Source organism: Sporosarcina psychrophila (assembly GCF_001590685.1).
Classification (GTDB): Bacteria; Bacillota; Bacilli; order Bacillales_A; family Planococcaceae; genus Sporosarcina; species Sporosarcina psychrophila.
This window is the reverse complement of sequence record NZ_CP014616.1, coordinates 2,461,034-2,482,601: the sequence shown is the minus strand read 5'-3', so window position 1 is coordinate 2,482,601 and position 21,568 is coordinate 2,461,034. Positions and strand designations below refer to the sequence as shown.

Annotated in this window: 22 protein-coding genes and 1 pseudogene; 19 read left to right on the top strand and 4 right to left on the bottom strand. The window is 35.7% G+C overall.

The genetic code is table 11. The features are described from left to right. The first annotated feature begins 316 nt into the window (after positions 1-316). The 3 genes from AZE41_RS11775 to AZE41_RS11765 all read left to right on the top strand — a co-directional run bounded on the left by AZE41_RS11775 (position 317) and on the right by AZE41_RS11765 (position 4,841). A complete protein-coding gene (locus tag AZE41_RS11775; protein WP_418064623.1) occupies positions 317-1,102 on the top strand; it encodes a methyl-accepting chemotaxis protein in 786 nt (261 codons plus the stop codon). Positions 1,103-1,722: 620 nt separating this feature from the next. Beyond that, the gene (locus AZE41_RS11770) at positions 1,723-2,766 is read left to right on the top strand and encodes a F0F1 ATP synthase subunit beta (protein ID WP_067209562.1); all 1,044 of its coding nucleotides are present in this window, start codon (positions 1,723-1,725) and stop codon (positions 2,764-2,766) included. 323 nt (positions 2,767-3,089) lie between these two features. Continuing rightward, positions 3,090-4,841, top strand: coding sequence for a M3 family metallopeptidase (locus tag AZE41_RS11765; RefSeq protein ID WP_067209559.1), 1,752 nt, complete (start codon positions 3,090-3,092; stop codon positions 4,839-4,841). 131 nt (positions 4,842-4,972) lie between these two features. On the opposite strand, the pseudogene AZE41_RS22225 reads toward AZE41_RS11765, so the two are convergent. Continuing rightward, positions 4,973-6,179: pseudogene (locus tag AZE41_RS22225) on the bottom strand (IS110 family RNA-guided transposase). Positions 6,180-7,170: 991 nt separating this feature from the next. Between AZE41_RS22225 and AZE41_RS11745 the strand changes: the two are divergent. The 10 genes from AZE41_RS11745 to AZE41_RS11700 all read left to right on the top strand — a co-directional run bounded on the left by AZE41_RS11745 (position 7,171) and on the right by AZE41_RS11700 (position 14,307). After that, a complete protein-coding gene (locus tag AZE41_RS11745; RefSeq protein ID WP_067209552.1) occupies positions 7,171-7,803 on the top strand; it encodes a histidine phosphatase family protein in 633 nt (210 codons plus the stop codon). 100 nt (positions 7,804-7,903) lie between these two features. Continuing rightward, positions 7,904-8,134 (top strand): DUF3953 domain-containing protein, encoded by a 231-nt coding sequence (locus AZE41_RS11740; protein WP_231885671.1) that lies wholly within the window; start codon positions 7,904-7,906, stop codon positions 8,132-8,134. A 1,371-nt stretch (positions 8,135-9,505) separates the two neighbouring features. Beyond that, entirely contained in the window at positions 9,506-9,988 is a 483-nt protein-coding gene (locus AZE41_RS11735; protein WP_067209550.1) for a GNAT family N-acetyltransferase, read from the top strand. A 76-nt stretch (positions 9,989-10,064) separates the two neighbouring features. After that, complete coding sequence (locus AZE41_RS11730; protein ID WP_067209548.1) at positions 10,065-10,766, top strand: class I SAM-dependent methyltransferase; 702 nt, start codon at positions 10,065-10,067, stop codon at positions 10,764-10,766. A 338-nt stretch (positions 10,767-11,104) separates the two neighbouring features. Then, complete coding sequence (locus AZE41_RS11725; RefSeq protein ID WP_067209546.1) at positions 11,105-11,491, top strand: YhjD family protein; 387 nt, start codon at positions 11,105-11,107, stop codon at positions 11,489-11,491. A gap of 81 nt (positions 11,492-11,572) precedes the next feature. Further along, positions 11,573-11,809 (top strand): hypothetical protein, encoded by a 237-nt coding sequence (locus AZE41_RS11720; RefSeq protein WP_067209543.1) that lies wholly within the window; start codon positions 11,573-11,575, stop codon positions 11,807-11,809. Positions 11,810-12,108: 299 nt separating this feature from the next. After that, entirely contained in the window at positions 12,109-12,327 is a 219-nt protein-coding gene (locus tag AZE41_RS11715) for a hypothetical protein (RefSeq protein ID WP_067209539.1), read from the top strand. A 127-nt stretch (positions 12,328-12,454) separates the two neighbouring features. After that, positions 12,455-12,781: a MazG-like protein gene (locus AZE41_RS11710; RefSeq protein ID WP_067209536.1), complete on the top strand. Its 327-nt coding sequence runs from the start codon at positions 12,455-12,457 to the stop codon at positions 12,779-12,781. 736 nt (positions 12,782-13,517) lie between these two features. Next, positions 13,518-13,724 (top strand): hypothetical protein, encoded by a 207-nt coding sequence (locus AZE41_RS11705; RefSeq protein WP_067209533.1) that lies wholly within the window; start codon positions 13,518-13,520, stop codon positions 13,722-13,724. Positions 13,725-13,863: 139 nt separating this feature from the next. Next, on the top strand, positions 13,864-14,307 hold the full coding sequence (locus AZE41_RS11700) for a GNAT family N-acetyltransferase (protein ID WP_067213951.1): 444 nt from the start codon (positions 13,864-13,866) through the stop codon (positions 14,305-14,307). 372 nt (positions 14,308-14,679) lie between these two features. On the opposite strand, the gene AZE41_RS11695 is transcribed toward AZE41_RS11700, so the two are convergent. After that, positions 14,680-15,315, bottom strand: coding sequence for a pentapeptide repeat-containing protein (locus AZE41_RS11695; RefSeq protein WP_067209530.1), 636 nt, complete (start codon positions 15,313-15,315; stop codon positions 14,680-14,682). A 609-nt stretch (positions 15,316-15,924) separates the two neighbouring features. Between AZE41_RS11695 and AZE41_RS11690 the strand changes: the two genes are divergently transcribed. Both AZE41_RS11690 and AZE41_RS11685 read left to right on the top strand, forming a co-directional pair. Continuing rightward, positions 15,925-16,167: a hypothetical protein gene (locus tag AZE41_RS11690; RefSeq protein WP_067209527.1), complete on the top strand. Its 243-nt coding sequence runs from the start codon at positions 15,925-15,927 to the stop codon at positions 16,165-16,167. Positions 16,168-16,258: 91 nt separating this feature from the next. Further along, on the top strand, positions 16,259-16,501 hold the full coding sequence (locus tag AZE41_RS11685) for a hypothetical protein (RefSeq protein WP_067209525.1): 243 nt from the start codon (positions 16,259-16,261) through the stop codon (positions 16,499-16,501). A 352-nt stretch (positions 16,502-16,853) separates the two neighbouring features. On the opposite strand, the gene AZE41_RS11680 is transcribed toward AZE41_RS11685, so the two are convergent. Then, positions 16,854-17,471: a cupin domain-containing protein gene (locus AZE41_RS11680; RefSeq protein WP_067209523.1), complete on the bottom strand. Its 618-nt coding sequence runs from the start codon at positions 17,469-17,471 to the stop codon at positions 16,854-16,856. 177 nt (positions 17,472-17,648) lie between these two features. Continuing rightward, positions 17,649-17,888, bottom strand: a complete 240-nt coding sequence (locus tag AZE41_RS11675) for a hypothetical protein (protein WP_067209521.1) — start codon at positions 17,886-17,888, stop codon at positions 17,649-17,651. Positions 17,889-18,266: 378 nt separating this feature from the next. On the opposite strand from AZE41_RS11675, the gene AZE41_RS11670 reads away from it, so the two are divergent. The 4 genes from AZE41_RS11670 to AZE41_RS11655 all read left to right on the top strand — a co-directional run bounded on the left by AZE41_RS11670 (position 18,267) and on the right by AZE41_RS11655 (position 21,536). Continuing rightward, positions 18,267-18,509 carry a hypothetical protein gene (locus AZE41_RS11670; RefSeq protein ID WP_067209519.1) on the top strand — a complete coding sequence of 81 codons (243 nt, stop codon included), beginning with the start codon at positions 18,267-18,269 and terminating at the stop codon, positions 18,507-18,509. 604 nt (positions 18,510-19,113) lie between these two features. Further along, positions 19,114-20,373, top strand: a complete 1,260-nt coding sequence (locus AZE41_RS11665; RefSeq protein WP_231885670.1) for an MFS transporter — start codon at positions 19,114-19,116, stop codon at positions 20,371-20,373. 542 nt (positions 20,374-20,915) lie between these two features. Beyond that, a complete protein-coding gene (locus tag AZE41_RS11660) occupies positions 20,916-21,200 on the top strand; it encodes a hypothetical protein (protein ID WP_067209516.1) in 285 nt (94 codons plus the stop codon). A gap of 111 nt (positions 21,201-21,311) precedes the next feature. After that, complete coding sequence (locus tag AZE41_RS11655) at positions 21,312-21,536, top strand: hypothetical protein (protein ID WP_067209514.1); 225 nt, start codon at positions 21,312-21,314, stop codon at positions 21,534-21,536. The last annotated feature ends 32 nt before the right edge of the window (positions 21,537-21,568 follow it).

Below are 21,568 nucleotides of genomic sequence, written 5' to 3'. Positions count from 1 at the left end.
GCAATGTAGTGAAATTGAATAATTATTAATGTGAAAACGTCCATTCGGGCGTTTTTTACATTTGTAAACCGATGCTGTGTTGAGTCGATGATGGTGGAAGTGATGAGTTAGGTAATTTGGTACCGTAATACTTGAAGGTGGTAAGAAGGTCTTTCGTACTCCTTTGTAGTAGTATAGTGTAGAGGAATTATTATGGGAAATAAAATCTGTAATTCCACTCTTTTCTATTATGTTTTTAAGAATAGGAAATCTATTATAAAGGAAGTAGGCACATGAACATGAACATTGCTACAAATTTTATATTAGTACCCAAGTATTGAATGAAAGAGCGGTTTTAGCTTCACTAGAATCTAATTTAGCTATGATAGAATTCAATTTGGATGGGAAGGTTATTTGGGCAAATCAGAACTTTGCACAGACTTTGGGGTATAGTGTCGACGTAATGAAGAATATGTCACATGAACAATTTTGTACCTTAGAATTCCGGAATAGTAAGGAATATGCTGAGCTATGGGATAATCTAAGGAAAGGCAAAAAGTTTCAAGAGAAGATTCATAGGGTTAGTAAAGCAAAGGATTTACTTTGCCTAGAAGCTACTTATATTCCCGTTCTAAACGATAAAGGTGAAGTAAATGCTGTACTTAAAATCGCAACAAATATTACAGAACGCGAAAATAAAACGATAGAAATAGTTTCTCAATTAAAAAAGTTGTCTGAGGACTTAGGGGAAATGGTTACTGATAACTCTACGGAGAACATAAAAGCATTTCAATCTTTGAAGGAACAAACCAATTTAATAAGTGAAGTTTCTAAATCAATACGAAACATTTCTTCGCAAACTAATATTTTGGCATTGAATGCAGCTATTGAAGCGGCTCGAGCAGGGAAACATGGACTCGGTTTTAATGTGGTGGCAACAGAGGTTCGAAAATTGGCTGGTGATGTCGAAGGTGCGATAAAAAAAGTGAATGCCAACGTAGACAACATTACAAAAGAAGTAATGAAGGTCAGTGAAGTAACGGAGAATTCGCAAAGGGCGGTTATTTCAACTCAATCTAAAATTAATGAGACAATGAAGGAATTTGAAGGTATTACTAAGTAGTAAACTAGCGTATTTTATTTGTAAATTAATTATATGCAACAAGTCAGAACGTTCCACTGGGCGTTCTTTTTCTTTGCTCAAAAATAGCGAAGGGGAGTGAAATGGGAGATGCCAGATGTGACAATAGGATCATCTGTTTTTAAAACAGTTAGGCATTAAGACAGGTAAATTGATGTCCACACAGTAAAGATTGCGGTGCTAGAAAAATCAGAACAGCGCGGAAATCAGGAGCTATATGTCTAAAGATTATGTGGGTTATTTGGTACATTCAAATATTGATAAACCTGATGTCTACTACCATATCTAATGACCTGAACAATGTTTTGAAACTGTTTCATTCACTAGTCGGAAAAATGGATTTGAATTTTTAGTTTTAGGGAGAGAAAGAAATCTAATAAATGGAGAGCATTTTACTGCTCAATGGATGTTTGTACGGAGAATATAAGGAAACAAATGAAGAATATATTGAGTTGGAAAGGTAGTTCTTATTTAGCCAACAGTTGCGTTCATTGAACAGTAGAAGATGGTCATAGATGGTCTCTTTTATTTTTAAAGTAATAAGTGTTGCGTTTGGGAGTAAAATAAATTACTGTTTAAAGTAACGAAGGAGGGTTTCCAAAATGGATGATATTCGATTAAACGTGGCATTATTGAGAAGAAAAGTGCCGAATTTAACATCCGCAGCAAAATCAATTGGAATTCGACCGGCTACGGTGTCAAATTTATGCACAGGTAAAATCGATTTAGGAAAAGCAGAAGTCCGCACTTTAGTCGGTCTCGCAACACTAGCTAACTGTTCAGTAGACGACTTGATAATTCGAGGGGAGAAACTGAATATGATTGAAACGAAAATTAAAACATTGGATTTTTTTGCACCACTTGTAAAAGGAGGTACTACTGGATTAGTGGCTCGTCCAGGCATGGGGCAAGTTGTTATATTAGCCGAATTAATGCACCGTTTTAAAGAGAGTGATTACACAACGGTCTTTTTACTTCCAACAACGAATCATCCGGAGCTTGAAGGCACGACTGAATTGGCTGATATAGTGACGGCGACAATTGACGAGACATTCTCAAAGTTAACTTCACAAAACGGAGATGTAATTTTTATTTCAGACAAGAGTTTTAATGCGTCTGGTGAACTATTAGATTTGCAGGAACGATTAGTGGCAGAAAGAGTTCAAAACATCACAACAATTCTTGTTGATCTCTCTGGAGAAGCTGTGGATGAAGAGATGCCATATGGTCCACTTGAAACATTGTGGCAATTGGATGCAGACTTGGCTACACGACACCAATACCCAGCTATACATCCAATTTATTCAACTTCTTCTATTTTGGAAGGGATTGACTTGGACCAACGTCACTTTAATTTGAGACAACGTGCACAAAAATTACTTCGTCGATATCGTGAGTTACGTTCAGTAGTAGCTGTGCATGGGATTGAGAAAATTCCTGCAGTCGAGTTAGAGACATATAATCTCGGAGAGCGACTAGAGGCGTATTTCACACAACCATTATTCGTAGCAGCAGCATATACAGGACAACAAGGTAAAGCTGTTTCAATGTCACAAACGCTACAAGATGTGGAACATATTTTAGATGGCGAAGCAGATCATTTATCAGTCGAAGAGTTAAAATATAGAGGGAATTTAGTGTTATAAAGATAAAAATGATTGGGATTTAATTTTCAATCATTTTTTCGGTGTGCCAAGCATGGGCGTAATCTATAGGGTGCAAATCCCAAGTATTATTCAACTAACCTACCCGTTCGCCATACATATAGCGCTGAAATTATGCTACATGTATGGCGAACGCGTGCGTTACTAAAATAAGTAGAGGCGCATTTTTACTAACGGGCAGTTTAGTTAAAAAAAGGGGATTTATTCTTTGTGATTTATTAATATTCAACAAAGAATTATTGGGGCTTGATGTAAATATCAGTGTGTAGCATTTAAAGTATAATCAATAACAGGAGGAGAAGTGTATGGAAACATTTGATACATCAATTCGTTGGGATTTGAGTAATCTTCTATGTGGTCTAGACATGGAAAAGTTTAAAAATTATTTGGGTAGTATTAAAGAAAAATTGATAAAAGTCGAGGAGTATTCAAAAACAAATAACTTGAATGACGGCGAATTGATCATTATTTCGCAAGCAATTAATAAGATTGAATCAGCAGAATCCTTTTATTACTGCTTAACTACAGAAAATATTGACCCTTCCCTCCTTACATCATTAAATGGATTCATATCAGCTTTAAAATCCCAAGTACGCTTTATAATATCAAATTTGCAAGAGAACCTAAGTAATATGAGTGAAAAACAATTTACAGATTGGTCTAACAATATTAATCAAAAAAGTTTGATAGCTAAGTTACTAAAGGATGTAAAAATAACAAATAGTGAAGAAACAATTATATCAAACTTTACTCGAGAAACATTAAGTGGTCTTGAAGACCTTTATGGACAAGTTCGTAACAATTTGAAAGTAAAAGTCTATCTTAATCATGAAGGAAATGAAATTTCTTTTGCTGAAGCTAGCAATTTATCCTTGTCTCAGCCAGAACAATCTAAAAGGCACAATGTATTTAGAGAACTAAACAAAACCCTTGAAATAGAAGCAAATATTTTTGCTTCTATTTATAATCAAATGGTTGGAATAAGACTTAATGAAAACAAGATAAGAAAAGTAGATTACCTTGATGAATCATTACAATTGAATGGCATATCCAAATCAACACTTAATACTATGTGGGATGCAGTAGATTCCAATATTCATGACCTTTCCGGCTATTTAAGAATTAAAGCAGAAGAAGTAGGGAAAAAGAATATTTCTTGGCATGAGTTGATGACTTCATCTCAAAAGGTTTCTCTTCAGATTACTTTCTCACAAGCGATCGATGGAATAACAAAGTCTCTTGTAAATATTGACAGGAGTATGTGTGAATTTGTAAAAGAAGTAGTTACAAAGGGATGGGTAGATGCAGAACAACGTAAAACAAAATCTTCGGGTGGGTTTTGTGCTCCATTTACTCCAGAAGGCGAATCACGGATTTCATTAAATTATGACAATAGCATAGACAGTGCTAGAAGACTTGCACATGAATTAGGTCATGCTTGGCATTTCCAACAAATGAAATATGTTCCATCCCTTTCGTTCTCAGAAGATACATTTGAAATGACAATGGCGGAAACCTCTTCAATCTTTTTCGAAACTGCATTTATTGATTATGTAATTCAAAACACAAACGATGTGTCTATTAAAAAAGCAATTCTTGGTTCGAAGATTGAGCGTTCCCTAAATTACTTGATGTCTATTAGAGGAGCCTTCTTATTTGAAAAAAGGTTTTATGAGTTTAGAAAAGATGGACAATTAGATGCAAAACAGATGGAAGAACTTTCGTTACAATTTCAGGAACAAGCATATGGAAGCAGTTTAAGTGAAAATGAGCCTTTTGTATGGATTAAATATGGACAGTTCTATCAAGCGAATACTCCCTTTTATAATTATCCATACTCTTTTGGCTTCTTGTTAAGTATTGGACTTTTAGAACTTGCTAAAACGGATGAATCATTTAATCAAAAGTTTAAAGGGTTCCTAAGTGAAACTGGGATGCTGCCACTTGAACAACTAATTAAAAAACATTTCCAATTAGATCTTTCTGAGTTGGAATTTTGGCAACAATCAGTCCGGAGGTTAATTCAAGATATAGAGCAGTATAACCAAATTTTATGAAATATTGTACTTCAACTCCCATAAAAATTAAATGCCAAACTTCGCAAAAATGACAACGCTAAAGGAGACGCTGCTCAATATTTTTAAAAAAGAGTGCAGCGTCTAGTTCCTGACTCAGATTATTTGTTGGATTAGGAGACTTCTGGTTCAGTGATTGTAACGTTGTACCCTAAGTTTTCGAGCCTTCGAACAGAATACCGTACAATGGATTGTTGTTTTTGTTTGTCGAAATAATCTTCGCCAAAGTCTACATACATCTCTTTGCGTGTTAAGAGATAATAGGCGATCCTTAAAATGGCATGGGTGACTGAAATACCTGCACGTTTTTTACCTTTTCGTGCTGCAGTGCGCCTATACATGACTCCAAGATAGGTTTTTGACCCTCTTATTGAGTGAGCGGCTTCTATATAAAGCTGACTTTAAATATTTGTTTCCTTTTTTCATATTCGTGGATTTCCTTTTGCCAGCACTTTCGTTATGGCCAGGAACATAGATGGTAAGAGCTTTGAAATTGATTTCCGACATCGGTTCCGACTTCAGCTAAGATTTATTCAGCCATACGTGTGGCAATGCCAGGAATAGAATCCAACCGCTCAATATCTTCTTGGTGTGAGGATAGTCTAGAAGCTACTTCCTGGTTTAGTAGCTCAACTTGCTCACTTAGAAAGTCAATATGAGTGAGAATGGTTTTTATCATGAGCCGTTGGTGTGAATTGATGTATCCACGAAGAGCGAGTTCAAGATCATCTTTTTTCTTTTTCATTGTACGTCGAGCGAAGCGCGCAAGTTTTATAGGATCATCCTCGCCATCTGCGATGGCATTAAGCATGTCACGAGCTGAAACACCCATAATATCGGAGACTACGGAGCCCAACTTGATATTCGCTTCCTTCTAACATTTGTTGAATCCGATTATGTTGTCTTGCACGCTCTTCAATAATGCTGCGATGATAGCGAACCAACCCCGAAGTTCCCGTTGATTTCGATCAGGAATAAAACTCGCTTTGAGTAGTCCATGACGAAGTAACTTGGCAATCCATTCGGCATCCTTCACATCGGTTTTGCGACCCGCACTACTTTCATATGTTGGGCATTCACGACTAGAAACTCAATATTCTCAGATTCTAGTATGTTAACGATAGGCTTCCAAAAGACGTCTGTACTTTCCATCGCGACGTGGGTACACTAATGCTCCTTAATCCAGTCAATCAACTGTAATAGAAATACAGTCTTGGTAGAAAACATTCGAATCTCCTTTCCTTTTGGAGTCATAATACACGCAGTAATCGAATCTTTATGAACGTCCATACCGCATGCATGCTCAATGATTACTTCCATTGTAATCATCCTTTCTACGGCGAATAGTATTGGAGGCTAGTGCAACAACTAGAGTAGGATTAATCTCCCATGAGTGCTACTCGTAAGGGAGCGACATTCTGTGATGCACCGTGGTCGTTGGAGTCAGACTAACGGATGGGCTCTATGGCACCATAGTTGATCGACCTTCCTCTCCTAGCCTAAATATCCAATACCCGTTCTGTACACATTTTCATCCTCTGTGGTGTAGCGCTGACTTTGCGCTACATGTATGGCTAACGGGGCATTATAGTTGAATAATACATTTCAACTATAATAAATAAATGTTAGTATAAAATTATAATATTAAATCAATCTGAACTTACGCGGTTGAGGGAGGGCGATTTGTGAAAAATTTATTATAAGCAATCTTAGGGGCAGTTGTGGCAGCGGTAGTATTAAGTTTGATAACAAAAGATTTTGAAATGGATGTATTAATTTTCCTTATCTTAGGTATTGTACTTGGTTATAGCATTGGAAAGAAAGAAAAAGCAGACTCGAATTAGGGAACTATCTAACTGAATAGGGAAATTATTTTAGTAGTGTTACAATATCTTTTATTAAACTCCCATGAAAATTAAAGAACTCTCAAAATCAATAAAATGGCATAAAAAAAAGACTCAGTAATAGTTTTTTAAAAAAAGACTGAGCCTACAAAATGATTATATTAAGTTGAAAGTTAGTCAGTAACCAACTCCATTCTTCATAGAATAAAGGCAGGCTGGTGCAATAACCAGAGTAGGACTAATCTCCCGTGAGTCCTATTCGTATAGAGTGCGACAGTCTGTGATGCACCGGGATCATGGGGGTCAGACTAACGGATGCTTTAGTTTAAGATCGAGAGGTCTTAGTTAGCTTTTTTTCTTGTTGAACTAACGAAGCAGTTTAGCTTAATAAGATATTAAAATATTGATATAATTCTACAAGTGAGGATAATTTGAAATAAATTAATTTTTAGGGGAGGGAAGTCTGAATGAGCAACATTATCTTGATACAGCATTGTCAATCAGAACACCATATAAATAACATGTCAGGAGGATGGACAGATACACCTTTAACAGATTTAGGGAGAAAACAAGCAAAACTTATAGGGGACAAATTAAAAGAGGAAATAGTAGATAATAACGAATATGCTTTTTATTCATCTGATTTATTAAGAGCAGCACAAACAGCAGAAATAATTGGCAATCAGATAAACTTAAAAGTCATCAAAAATAAAGGACTTCGTGAAATAAATACTGGTGTTGCAGCAGGAAAAACAAAGGATTGGGCAAGAGAAAATAGAATACCAAGGAAAAATAGTGGATTTGATTTAGATTATCAAGAATTTAAAGATGGAGAGACATGGAGAGAGTTTTATAGTCGTGTTTGTAGTTGTATGGATAGGATATATGAAATGGAAAAGGGGGGAAATTTATTGATTGTCACACATGGTGGTACTTTGGGTTATATTATAGCTTGGTGGATGAAATTTGAACCTAAAAGGATTGTTAACGCATACTTTTCTTCATCAGTAGGAGGTATTACAGTTCTAAGTCAAAATAGTTTTCAGCAGAATGTTTTAAATAAGTTTAATGATACCTCTCATTTTCCTTTATTGAACTAACGCAGCATGTTAGTTCAATAAGGGATTCCATTTTTATAACAAAAAAGAGTTCGAAATAATATGATTAAACAAGAAATTGTACAGGGGCTTAATAGGGGAGATGGAAATATTGAAAATAATAAAAGTTATCTTATCAGTTATTGTTATAGCATTAGCAGGTTATGGTCTAATTACTAAAAACTTTGAGTTTATGCCATATATGATGTTGTTCTTAGGTGTGTTTATGTTGGTTACGGGGATTTCGGAACTACAAGCAAAAAAGAAAACAAGTGCGATATCTTTTATCCTTGCAGCAGCATTTTTATTTTTTGTTGCCATTTACACTTTTTAAGCTTACGGGGCAGGATACTAAATAAAGAGGGAAGTTGTATAAATACCAACTTGTCAGAATTGTGGTCGGAAATGGAGTTGGAAAGACACGATCACTCAGGTATTTAGAATCAATTTGAGATGTCCTTATTGTGAAGGTGTCCAGTATTTATCTGCAAAATAAAGGGTACGTGCTTCTCTTTTATATCTTCCAGTCCTTATTATTCAATTCTTTTTATTAACTTCGCATCTATCCTATTCTAGTATTATAGGAATCAATGTTATTTTGCTGGCTTTAGCAACCGTTCATATGCCATTCATTTATTAATTATGCAATGAAGAAGAACCTCTCTGGTAGAACTTTTCAATTCATTGTTATTCCATTAAAGAAAGGCTGCTTAAGTGGAAGATCATAGAGTTGCTAAAGCATCTCCTTTTTTACTTGAACTCCAATGAAAATTAAACGCCAAACTTCGCAAAAATGACAACACTAAAGGAGATACTGCTCAATATTTTTTAAAAAAGAGTGCAGCGTCTAGTTCCTGACTCAGATTATTTGTTGGATTAGGAGACTTCTGGTTCAGTGATTGTAATGTTGTACCCTAAGTTTTCGAGCCTTCGAACAGAATACCGTACAATGGATTGTTGTTTTTGTTTGTCGAAATAATCTTCGCCTAAGTCTACATAAATTTCTTTGCGTATTAAGAGATAATAGGCAATCTTCAAAATGGCATGGCGACAGAAATACCTGCACGTTTTTTTCCTTTCCGTGCTGCTGTACGCCTATACATTGCTCCAAGATAGGTTTTTGACCCTCTTATAGAGTGAGCGGCTTCTATTTGAACTGCTCAAATTGATTAGTTACCCATCGCTCTTGATTTTTCACAATGTATTTTCAACCGCTATTAATCAATGGTATTAGGGCGTTTGTTTGTTAAATTCATAAAACGAAACGATCTTTATCACGAACCTTACAGCTCATTTCATGCAGCAAATAATCCTCAACAGCTACTCGTATCTTTCCTTCCGATTCATTCCATCCCACCCGGTTTTCCCGATAGTTAATTTCTTCCTCTAGCCACTAAAAAAGGGGAGTAAGCACTTTGTAATTGTAAAATAAAAATGTATACCTCTAAAATTTCCTTTTGGTAATGTGCATATTAATAATATGTGTAACATTATAAACAATCTATGATGTAATAAAACATCATGTACAATTTCTTGTCTTTAATCATACAGAGTAGAGTGGGTGCCTTTTTTGTTTGTCGAATTAAAAAGGTATTCGTATGAATCAGGACGAATAAAGAGCGATGCTCTGTTTTTCTTCAACTATTGGGGAGATTAGGACAACAATCAGTTATTGTAGAAGTATAGAAATACGAGGGGGATAATAATGCTTATTGATTTATTGTCGAACCGGTCTGATTATGTTAATGATGTTTCAAATATGATATATAAAGAATTTGTAGTAAATACAGGTAGTAAAATGACTTTTGAAGAAGTCTGTATATACTTTTCAAATACAAATTCCGAACGATTTCCAATTACTTTAATTGCAATAGAAGAAAACGAGTGTACAGGTACTATATCAATATTTGAAAATGATTTAAAGGAACGGGATTTGTACAAACCATGGCTCGCTTCTTTATATACAAAACCTGAGCATCGGGGTAAAGGAGTAGGGAAAAAGCTGATAACTGAAACTTTAAAAGTTATAAAGAAATTAGGTTATAAAGAATTATATTTAAGAACAGAAAATGCTTCAGATTACTATCGAGATAGAGGATGGAGTTTTGTCGAGACTATTACAGATGATAAAGGTCAAAAAATTGATGTTTTCAAGTTTGATCTTAACAATAAAAAAATAATCAATTAAAGAGTGGTAATCAATAACTAATTAACTATTCCAATTACTTATTTTTCGGCATAATTAAAAGGAAGAGGTTGTCAAAATGACGAAAGAAGTTATTTTAAATTACGATGATTTATTAAATATGTTAGATAATCAATTAAGAGAACCTAGAGAATTTTGGGAAGGTTTTTATTCTAATCGTGATAAGGAAATACCATTCTTTAAAATAAAAGGTCCTGATGAGAACTTAGTTGAGTATTACGAGAATGGTCTAAATCCAACTCGTGTACTAGAAATTGGTTGTGGACCAGGTAGAAACGCTATTTATATGGCTCAAAAAGGTTGTAAAGTGGATGCTCTAGATATTTCACAGAATGCTATTGATTGGGCAATGGAAAGGGCAAGAAAAGATGAAGTAGATATAAACTTTTATTGCCATTCATTATTTAGTTTTCCCTTTGAACCTAATTCATATGACTTTGTTTACGATTGTGGTTTACTTCATCATTTAGCGCCACATAGGCGGTTATCATATTTAGAAGTAATTAAAAAAGCACTTAAACCAAATGGCTATTTTGGTTTGGTGTGCTTCAATACAGATGGTGCATTAGATACTTCTGATTGGGAATTTTATAGAGCGGGTAGTTTAAATAAAGGTATAGGTTATACAGAAAAGAGACTTAAAGAAGTATTAGCAAAGGACTTTGACATCCTTAATTTCAGGAGAATGAAAAAGATTACTCAACCAAGTGAATTTTTCGGAGAAGAGTTTTTGTGGACAAGCTTAATGCAAATGAAATAGTTTTTGAAATAACCGGGAGCGTTAGTTGAACAAAAAGAGATCTTCTATTGACGGTCTTACATTTGCTTGCTAGACGAACGTTTATTCGGTATAATGAATCAAGACAGGGAACGAATGTACGCAATCGGTTAATTAAGTCAGTTGAATATGACGAATCCCTAGATATGGATATACATGGCTGCAGACGAATCTAATCAGCAAACGAAGAATCAATGTACTGCAGGTCGCTGAGGTATCATTCCATGCCTAGTGTTTCTACGTAACCCCAATCAGAAATTTACACTTGATAACGTGCTGGCGCTTGTTCCCATCGTATATAAAGAAAGAATGGTGATCTAATGCCGTTAATCCCAGGAGAAGCATTACCGTATTTCGAGAATATGATTTATTTACCGATGATTATAAGTATCTTGGAGAGAGACCGAGAAGTGATTGAAACAAGCTCATTCAAGTTGAAAGCACCTTACACCTATATCGTTGAAAGTGCGTTAAAGACCGTTCGAGCTGAATTGGCAGAAACGAATAATTATGCACGAAGAAAAAACATGAAGTTAATTAAAAGGGGAAAAGATGGGACGTTCACCGAGTATGCATTTATTCATGGCGGCTATGAGGACAAGAGACGCTACTTGAATATACGGCTACGTAACAGGACGGAAGAATTGATTGGTATTTATTTTGCAATGGTAGAAAATCAAGGCATAAGGGGAGTTGCTACAACGTGATTGATCAGAGCGCTGAAGAGTTGGCCATATCACTGATGTTTAGGGAACACCTAGCGGAATTAAGAGACTGGTACAGAAAGAATGATGAAAATGGTAGCACTTCCAAAACCACCGAAATCAAAGGCTGCAGCGGTAGGCCCAAAACTAATAGGAACAGATGTTCTTGAAATTGGCGGGAGAATTGGTGAATCAATAGAATTCGCCGTAGAAGTTGGAATCATGATATTTGCCCATATGCGGTATGAATCATTTACAGGAGTCGTTAAAGATATAGAAAATCAGCGAGGTTTTTCGGTTTATGCAAAATTATGGAATTAACGTCTCGAACCAGTACAACGAGTTGATTATAGACGTAGCAAGATATCAATCTAAGAATCAACCATAAATCCATTGATTATAAAGTGGTATTCGTATAAATATGGGCGAATAAAGAACAATGCTCTGTTCTTATTCAACTGGCGGGACTGATTCGTTAAATAAGATCCCTTCCATCTGTTTGATTGTGTGTCAGCTCATGTTATAATGAGGAGCTTAGGATAATTACGACTTTAACTCATAATTGAACGGATGCCCAAAAAAAGCCTCCGCCTATAGATAAAATATGGAGGTGTAAGAGAATGATTAAACGATGGACGATCGATAAAATTAGAGAATTTGTTGAGAAAAATTCGGAAAGTAAGTTGTTAACGACTGAATATCTCGGTTTTTCTCAAAAGTTACAATTTAAATGTGCATGTGGTAGCAACTTTGAAAAAACATTTACGAAATTTAATAATAATAACCAACGTAAATGTGACGTGTGCCAACCGCCAAAAGCGTCACGCAGCGTAGAGTGAATAAATGAAGTGCTGATTTCTATTAAAGAGAAATTGGCGCTATTTTTATTTTATGGGAGTAAGATAGATGCCCTTATCAAAATACAAACAGATGAACCATACATGTCTATAAAAGAAAGGAAGCAAAATGAAAAATATGAATTTTAGTGAAGCCGTTGAACGTTCTTTACAAATAAGAAAAACCTACCATAATTTGGAACGACAGTATCATGAAAAAGAATGGACAGTAGAAGAAGATGCGTTAGCTTTCCTGACAGATGCTGGTTTGGTAGGTCGTCTAACAATGTCTCAACAGGGGCGTTGGCCAACAAATGGAGAAACTGAATCTGAACTTGAACATAAGCTTGGTGAATGTATGTGGTGGCTGATTAATTTGGCTGACCGCACGGATATTGATATTAGTGAAGCATTGGAAAAATTCTTAACCAAAACCGAAAAGAAAATAGGGGATTGAGCTAATAAGCTTATTGATAATAGCGCATAACCAAAAAAGCTGAGCTATAAGAATGATAATATGGAATGGATAGGTAAATGAAAAATCATCCCCATACATCCACCCACCCTAGAATATAGGCAAGGCTGGGGTAGTAACCAGAGTAGGATTGATCTCCCGTAAGTGCTGCCAATATTGGGTACGACAGTCTGTGATGCACTGTGGTCGTTGGAGCCAGGGCTTCTCTGCCATCATAGTAGATCGACCCAATACCCGTTCAGCACACATTTTCAACCTCTATGGTGTAGCTCTGGTTTTGCGCTACATGTATGGCTAGCATGCGCATTAGTCGAACAACAGGAGATTATCTATTGACAGTCTTTAATATGGATAATCCGAGAACACTGTTGTGTCAACGTTGCCTAGTTATCCATGAGAAGGTTAAATAAGTACAAAACCAAAGCTACCTGTCCACAAATTGAAATTGTGGCTGGGTCGCTTTTTTACGTTAAGCAAAAAGTTGCGTAATATCAAACCAAAAAGAGGACTTCCTCACTGTAAGTCGAATTACAAGTGTGGGGGAAGATGTAAATGCGTTACGATAGAAACAACTTAATCGTATTAGTGAAAAGTGACCTTGCAAATTATCCTTGTCGAAAATGTAATGATGAATCATTCACTTATAACGAATTATCAAAAAAGGAAAACAAATTATTGATAGTAGTTAATAAAAAAATGTAATGGATGTGGTGGTGATATGTCTGAAGAAGAAAAAGAAAGAGAAAGAGAAAGAGAAAGAGAAAGATTAAAGGCAAAAGAACAACAAAAAAATCCAGGTAGCACTTTAAATAATACGTGGGCACAAGCAACCACAGGTGCACCAAGTGGTAGCTGTTTAATAAATATTATTTCATTCATTATGATTATAGTATTTGTGTTTTTAATTAGGGCTTGTTCAAATTAATACTTATTCAACTTACTGGAGCATCAGTTGAATAAAGGATAAAATCTTTAAGAATAGCCGATTCTTCTTCAATAAGTAAGGTAGACGAGAAACTATGTTAGATTCAATTTGGCGAAAAATTGGAAAGGAGTTTCCACTTATGGATACGTTAACTATTAAAGAACTTCAATCACGCGAAGAAATTATTGAAGCATTTCCTGTTATGAAGCAGTTACGAACTCACTTGGATGAAAATACTTATCTTGAACTAGTAATTGCTGCGCAAGAGAATGATAGATATAAAATGTTCGCTTTACTAGATGGTGGTGAAATTGTTGCAGTTACTGGTTTGAAGCCGATGATAACACTTTCTAGTGGCAGATTTATTTGGATTTGTGACTTGGTTACAGATACTAATATACGTTCAAAAGGATACGGTGAAAAACTACTTACATATGTTCATGAATGGGCAAAAGAAAATAATTATGAAAGTGTTTCTTTATCTTCAGGATTACAGCGTACAGATGCACACCGTTTTTATGAGGATAAAATGAAGTATGCCAAAACTAGTTATGTGTTTAAAACAACTTTAAAAGAAATATGATATTCCACTAATCGATCTAATAGTTGAACAAGAGAAGATCGTCTATTGACGGTCTTCTCTTGTTTGTTCGGAATAAGAGCATTCATTCTATGTGTTTGGTGAAAAGAGGAAACTAGTGTACAGAATAAATGAGCTACAGGTCGGAGAAGTATCATTCCGTGTTCATTGTTTTCTACGCAAATCCAATTAAAGGGGCCTTACATCAATCTTATAGAAGAAACATCTGACGTTTTTGTATGGTATTCAGTGGTGTGCCATTATAAAAATCCCTCTCATTGTTAGTCAGCTAACTTCTATGAAGAATGGAATTTTATAATGGCCATTTTTTGTCTAAGTTAAGTTGGCAAAGTTAATTATATAACTAGAATAAATTCAATCAGTAACTATCAAGCCTAAAAGAGAAGCAAATTGAATTGCTTGGAAAGAACTCACTTTGCAGCCTTTAAGATCTGCTAGAGATACTGTAAGTGATTCAAAAGTAGAATTACTAATATCGATTCCTTTAAGTGGTGTCTTTTCAAAGTTTGCACTGTTTATGTTGCATAATCTAAATTCGACGTTTTTAAATATACAATCATAAAAATCAGAGCTTACTAATGATGTGTCTAGAAATTTAACTTTTTCTAGTTTTGAATTTCCGAATGAGGCTAAGTTCAGTGAAGAATTATCAAACTCAACATTGCCAAATCGAGACTCTGTAAAATCCAGACCTAATAATTTACAATTTTTAAATACCGTCCTATGTATAGAAGAACTACTCAAGTTAGCATTTGAAAAATCGCAGTTATCAAAAATAACATCAGTAATGTCGATATTACTAAAATTAGTATTGTTAAACTTACAATTTTTTAAAGACATTTTAGATAATCGCACTCTATGCAACACTTCATTAGCAAAAAAGGAATCATTAATTATACATAATTCAAGTTCTGGATCTTCTTGGTAAAAAATATCTTGGAAATTGATTGTAGGTAAATCGTTTGGTATTTTTGGTGAATCGATTTTCATTTAACTACCTCTCTCAAATATAAATTTTGTGCATTTGTTTAAGGAAAGAACTTCATCCCTTGAATAGCAACTCTAAGCTATTAGTGATTATTATAAAAGACTATATTTTTAAGGGAATCTGTGTGCAACGTTAGGAGCTTATCTTAAATTAACGGCGAGATTCAGTTAAATACGTGAAGTTTCTCCAGCGCTAACTTATTAGCATCAAGAAAATAAAGTATTCATTTCACTTTAATTTTTGTTATCGATGGATACTCAGAATAGAAAGTTATGGGTATTTGGGCAAGATGTGTCTGAAGATGATGGTAGAAAATTAAAAGGCCTGCGGGCGAAAATACAGAACCCAATGCAATCATCAAGGGGGTACCAGAATTACTATGTAGCTATAATCAAGGTGATATATGAATTTCAGCTTTAATCAATTCTATAAAATATCTTGGTTTGATTCTGTTTCTGCAACAAGCAAACACCTAGGTTGAGAGGTGTATTTTTTATGACCAATCTGAATCCTTTTATTAGGATTGATATTCCTTTTTTTGTCGGATATTATAGTATTTAAGCATTAAGGTGTTAGAGTGTTAAAGTATTAGATATAAGAGGAGTGGTTTTATGAGTGGGGCTGTCAAAGTTTATGCTATTACTGAATTTGGACTCGGAGCTAGAGGGAGCAGTGAAGGTATTGTTGATTTTCAAACTGCGCAATTGATGATGGATGCGGACATTGTTAGGATAAGCAATAAATGCTACCGAGTAAAATACAAAGAGGTTACAGAATGTGGGAAAATAAATTTTTATTCTGAAGAAATTATCAAAAAAAGTTTTACTGAATTGAAATTAAGTGAAATCGAGTAATACTATAACGTTCGTCGGCCACTGGCGATTATTTATTTAAAGGATTCCTTCCTCATTTGTCGAATGGTAGAAGGAAGAGGAGGGATTACATATGACTAATGAAGAAAGAAATAAATTATCAGATATACTATTACAAAGTCTTTATGATTATCATTTCGCTAATAATGGAGGAAGTTATAAATTACCCAAAGCAATGATAAATGCAGACCTAAACAGCAAACTGGCTATTGAATACCTAATCGAAAAGGAATATGCCATAGACAGTGGGCAAGGGTCAGATAATCTAGTATTAGCAATAACAACGCAAGGGATGGACTATATAAAAAACAAATAACTGTATGCATTAATCGATTAACAAGAACGTCTATCCCGGCGTTCTTTTTTATTTACCCATAAATAGAGAAAAGGGGAGTGAGGAGACAAATGGAGGGGAAGAACATGCAGGATATAGTACAGGCCCCGGAAAAGAGGATTATCAGTCTGGAGTAGAACTATTAAGAAGTTCAACGTGAAGTGAAAAAATGACCGACACAATCGTCAACAGCTCGATTCGTTGTCAGTGAGAAGGTTAAATTGAACAAAGCTAGAGCGACCCGTCCACAGATTAGTGAGGAGGTCGCCAATTCGAACATCAAGTAAAGTAATGAATGGGATGGACGCGTTCAAAGAGAAAGAACGATAAATTGTTATTTTTGATAAGTATATGGACACATTTGGTCGGCGTATTGCTCTACAGAATGTGGGACTGGATATGAGGTGGTTTCTTTCACTCTGTTACAGTCCTTTGGGGGTCCGATAAATGTAGAAGGCTCAACGGGAGCAATTGCTTTTTTCCATTGACTCTCATCCATACAATAGGTATGTGCCATAATATTCGAAGGCGTTAATTTTAAGAGGTCAGACCCTAGAATTACTTCCGGAGTTGGTGCATCAAAAATACCTAAAAAATGAGTGTTATTAGCAGTAGCTACTATATAGTGCCACCATCCTTGCGGCACGTTTGCAACTTGCCCAGGGGTAATAGGATAATTTTGGATTTCTTTTGTAAAAGGATTCAGAAATGAAACAGTACAAGCTCCAGAAATACAATAAACAAGCTCTGCAGCATGTTGATGGTAATGTGGCTCGATGACATTGCCAGCGCTAAGAAAGATATCAAGTAATGACACATTTTCTAATGTGTTTAATTGTTTGATACCTAACACATTAATAAAATTTTGATTGTCTTTTTTGAAAATCGGACTGTCATTTACGTCAAAAGTGAACTGAGTTGCTGGTGAAGTGTAATCAATATTCGAACTCATAAGTACATCCTTCCTTATATGATGTCAAATATGCATTGGTAGCATACTTTTACAGGATATGTATGAATCCACTTTAGTGTGAAGGGTCATTTACTTTCTTGCGCTGATACATGTGCGGTCCGATAAACAGTGGACACATTATGTGAAATAAAAAAAGCCATTAAAAAAGAAATAGACTTAATCGTCTATTTCCTTCTGCATCGCTTCCCATTGTGCTTTATGTTTAGATTTTGGGATGCCATGATACTGTTTATAGCAGCACATTCTACAAGAACAATGGACTTTTCCTTTGCTTAATGTCCCACGCACGGGCATGGACTCGCCTTCTCGTTGCAGAGCATCTTTTAGAATTGCCCATTTTCTTTGAATGATTCTCTCTCGCTGATGGCGAGTATAGGCTTTGGAACGGTTTTTCATTTGGATCAGCTCCCTTGGAGAAACCCGAGCTTGCAAGGCACGTCAAGGGGTGTTGCAGCACGCCCTACAAGCTGGGTATTGAGCTGATCAACTGTATTAATATAATCATGGCTTTAGTTCCTTTCATTATGTATTAAATGATAGTATCACAGAGGCAATCGGAACATATTATGAAAACTGTTTAATACGCAGTTTGAACATTAAGCGAAAGAGCAATATATGAATCCGATAAACTTAATAGCAAACATATCAAACGCATATCGCGCACGTATTTCCGAGTGAGGATAATACGGATATCATGCCTGAATTGATTGAAACAACAAAAGTAAGTGAATAATAAAAGTACATTATTGTTGTTCCAAGAAATGAGGGTATGGTATGAGTGAGAAATTGACGGGAGAGGAAGAATGTGTGAATATAACTTATTATTTCACGGTGATATTCACAGCAATTGGAACCGTTTTAGTCTTCTATTTTTTGTACCAAAAAGTAGGGAGGGTAGATCTTTTTATTATTTTACTTTCAACCTCTGCAGGCGGTATACCTATAGGGTTCATTGGTGCATTTATTGATTATAAGGTTTCAGCATATAAGTTTGAAAAGGGAAGTTATGAGCAATGAAAAAAGTCGGAATTCCTCTCGTATAACACTGGGAGGGGATTGGTAATGGTAATGGCGGAATTAATAATAGAGTTTGCTATAGTGGATAAGTACTCCGGTTAGCTATACACACATGGCACTATTCGGAACACTACCCTCATAACGTGATAGAATGTAAACTAGACACTCTATTGAATGTTTGGTTATTTTGTGTTTTCACTGGGATATGTGATGTGATTGCAGCACCACACACTAATTATTATTTTAAATCTACGGTTTGCTATGCTAGACAGAAAGCTCGAATTATAAAAAATAGCGAACCACTTGGGTACGCATGACAAAGAGCCGTCTATGAAGATTTATTTAATTGTAAGACGACTTATTTTATTTAGTGTTACATGCCACTTTAGTGTGAAAAGATACTCTCCATTACAGTGTTGTCCCAGCAGTTTTCTCTTCTTGACATGCTTGGAATAAAGCCAAGTTTCTTTGATTGTTTATGGTGTTGAAGTGATGTAAAGACAGTTCCTTGATCAATATGGAGAAGAAAACCTTCCATCCTAGATAGGATAATTAGAGTTCTTGCATAGACTAGACTATACCCTACTTTGTCCGTTTTAGGGGGATGACCAGAGTTTCCCTCAGCAATGAACGCCCAGAGCTATTTGTTTTACTGAAAGAAAGGAACGAGGAAATGTCTAAAAAAGTAACTAAACAAAACGCATTTCTTATTATTTTCGCGATTTTTGCGATATCCATTAACATGAGGCCAGCTATCACTTCCATTGGGCCCATGCTTGAAACAATTCGTGAGCAGTTGACGTTATCTAATGCACAGGTGAGTCTATTGACGGCGGTACCTGTCATTTGTATGGGCGTTTTTGCCTCAATGGCACCGGTGTTGAACCGGAAATTTGGATTGAAGTATACAATCTATGCAATGCTTATACTAATTGGACTAATGACCGCTTTACGCGGGTTCATTTCCAGTTTTTTAATTCTAATCGGAACAGCCTTCCTTATAGGTATCGCTATTGCAGTAATCGGGCCACTCCTTTCCGCAATGATCAAGCAGTATTTCCCGGACCGCGCTGCATCTGTTATCGGAATTTATTCTTTCGGAATGGGGGTCGGGTCTGCAGCTAGTGCAGGACTGACGGCTGTATTTTTTGATAGAACAGGATCCTACTTGTTTGCACTTAGTATTTGGTCCATGCTAGCACTTCTCGGTCTAGTTGCCTGGTTTTTAGCAATGAGAGGGAACATGGAAGTACGTCAACTCGATTCCGTTGTCGTAAAGGGGAAACAGAAAAAGGTGAGATCCCCATGGAAAACACGGAAGGCATGGCTATTCTTACTATTTTTCGGTTTGCAGTCATCTGCATTCTTTTCAATTATTACTTGGCTCGCGCCAATTGCAATTTCTTCCGGAATGACATTGCTGCAGGCGGGAACTCTCCTTAGCATTATGACGACGGTCCAAATCTTTTTAAACATTCTCCTACCTTTGCTGATGGAGCGTTTTCCAGCACGAAAGTTTTGGCTTATGCTAATGCTTATTGCGGGGATGCTCGCAGTCGCGCTGTTCTGGACAGGGATCCATCCACTCATGTGGGCAGGCGCATTCATCATGGGGATACCACTTGGCGGTTTATTCCCCATAGCACTTCTTTTACCACTTGACGAGACAAAGACAGCTGAGGAAGCAAGTTCTTGGACTGCAATGATGCAAACAGGCGGTTTCATCATAGGGGGATTATTGCCTCTTCTGATTGCAGTTGTTTATGACGGGACGGCGAACCATCATTATACGTTCGGCATTATCATGTTACTGTATGTGATGATGCTCATCCTGACATTACTTATGAAAAATAAAGGGGAATAAAAAATAGTGTCCAAAGGAAGTACGTATTCATGTGTCAGGTCCTCAGGGCTTTAAACCCTCGGACCTGATGATCTCATAGATGGATGTTCGATTTATTCCGGTTATTTCATGAAGCTCTCTTCCGGTAGCATGAGGATTCTTTCTTAGTGCAGCGGTTACAATTTCAACTCTTTCTTTTCGGATTTCTTTACTGTCTGGAGCCAAGTATCTAAGGCGGCCGAAACGTTGTTGGTCTTTCCAAAGAGTAGTGGAACCGATATCCAGTTCTTTTGCTAACTCTATGAGCGTTATGCCCTTATTGCATTACGTTTGCTCAGATAAATTAATGAGAAGTATATTAGGTGAAACATTAAGTAGTGTAGAATCGAATATGGCTTCGAAATTAATTGAATTAGATATCGCAGAGTTTTTAATAGAGAAATAAAAAAAAATAATGATAAAAACATATGTAACAAATAAAAGCTCACATCCATTACAGGTGTGGCTTTTTATTGTGAAACTTTTTCCGGAAATAATCGTAAGTAAGTAGAGGGGGAATGTTTATGTGGAAAACTATAAAGAATATATATAATCGTTTGAGTTTAATAATACTTGCAGTAGCATTAATCTTATTTTTATTCTTTTTAATCTTCACATTAATTGTTGAAGGTTTCAAAGGAAAACCAGATTCTATAATTATGATTTCAATTTTCGCTATTATTTTATCATTTCCAGGCATGGTCAATGCATTGGTCGATGAGTTCAATCCGAAAAAGAAAACTTATAAATTATCTTGTCGTTGTCCAAAATGTAAGTATTTAATTCAAATGGATATGAAAGAGGAATAAGAATACATAATTTAAGGCATTTCATATTAGGTGCTTCTGGTAATGTCGAATTATGTTAGTGACATAGATTTCCATTCATACTATGATTGGTGTGGAGGGTGGTGTATTAATTTGGAATCAGTTAGAGTTCACAATGTAATGGTTATTCTCGAAAAAGATGGCGAGAAATGGTTTTGGGAAATTACGACTTTTCAAACTAAGGATGATGAATGTTATGGTTCTGCCAAGGAACGAAACAGGGATATAACGTTCCCTTGGATTAAAATTGAAGAGTTAAATTTAACAGAAACCATTGTAAAGATTTGTGAAGAATTCATGGAGAATTTTAATAAGTAATACATAAAGTCTACATCCAAACTATAGTTAGG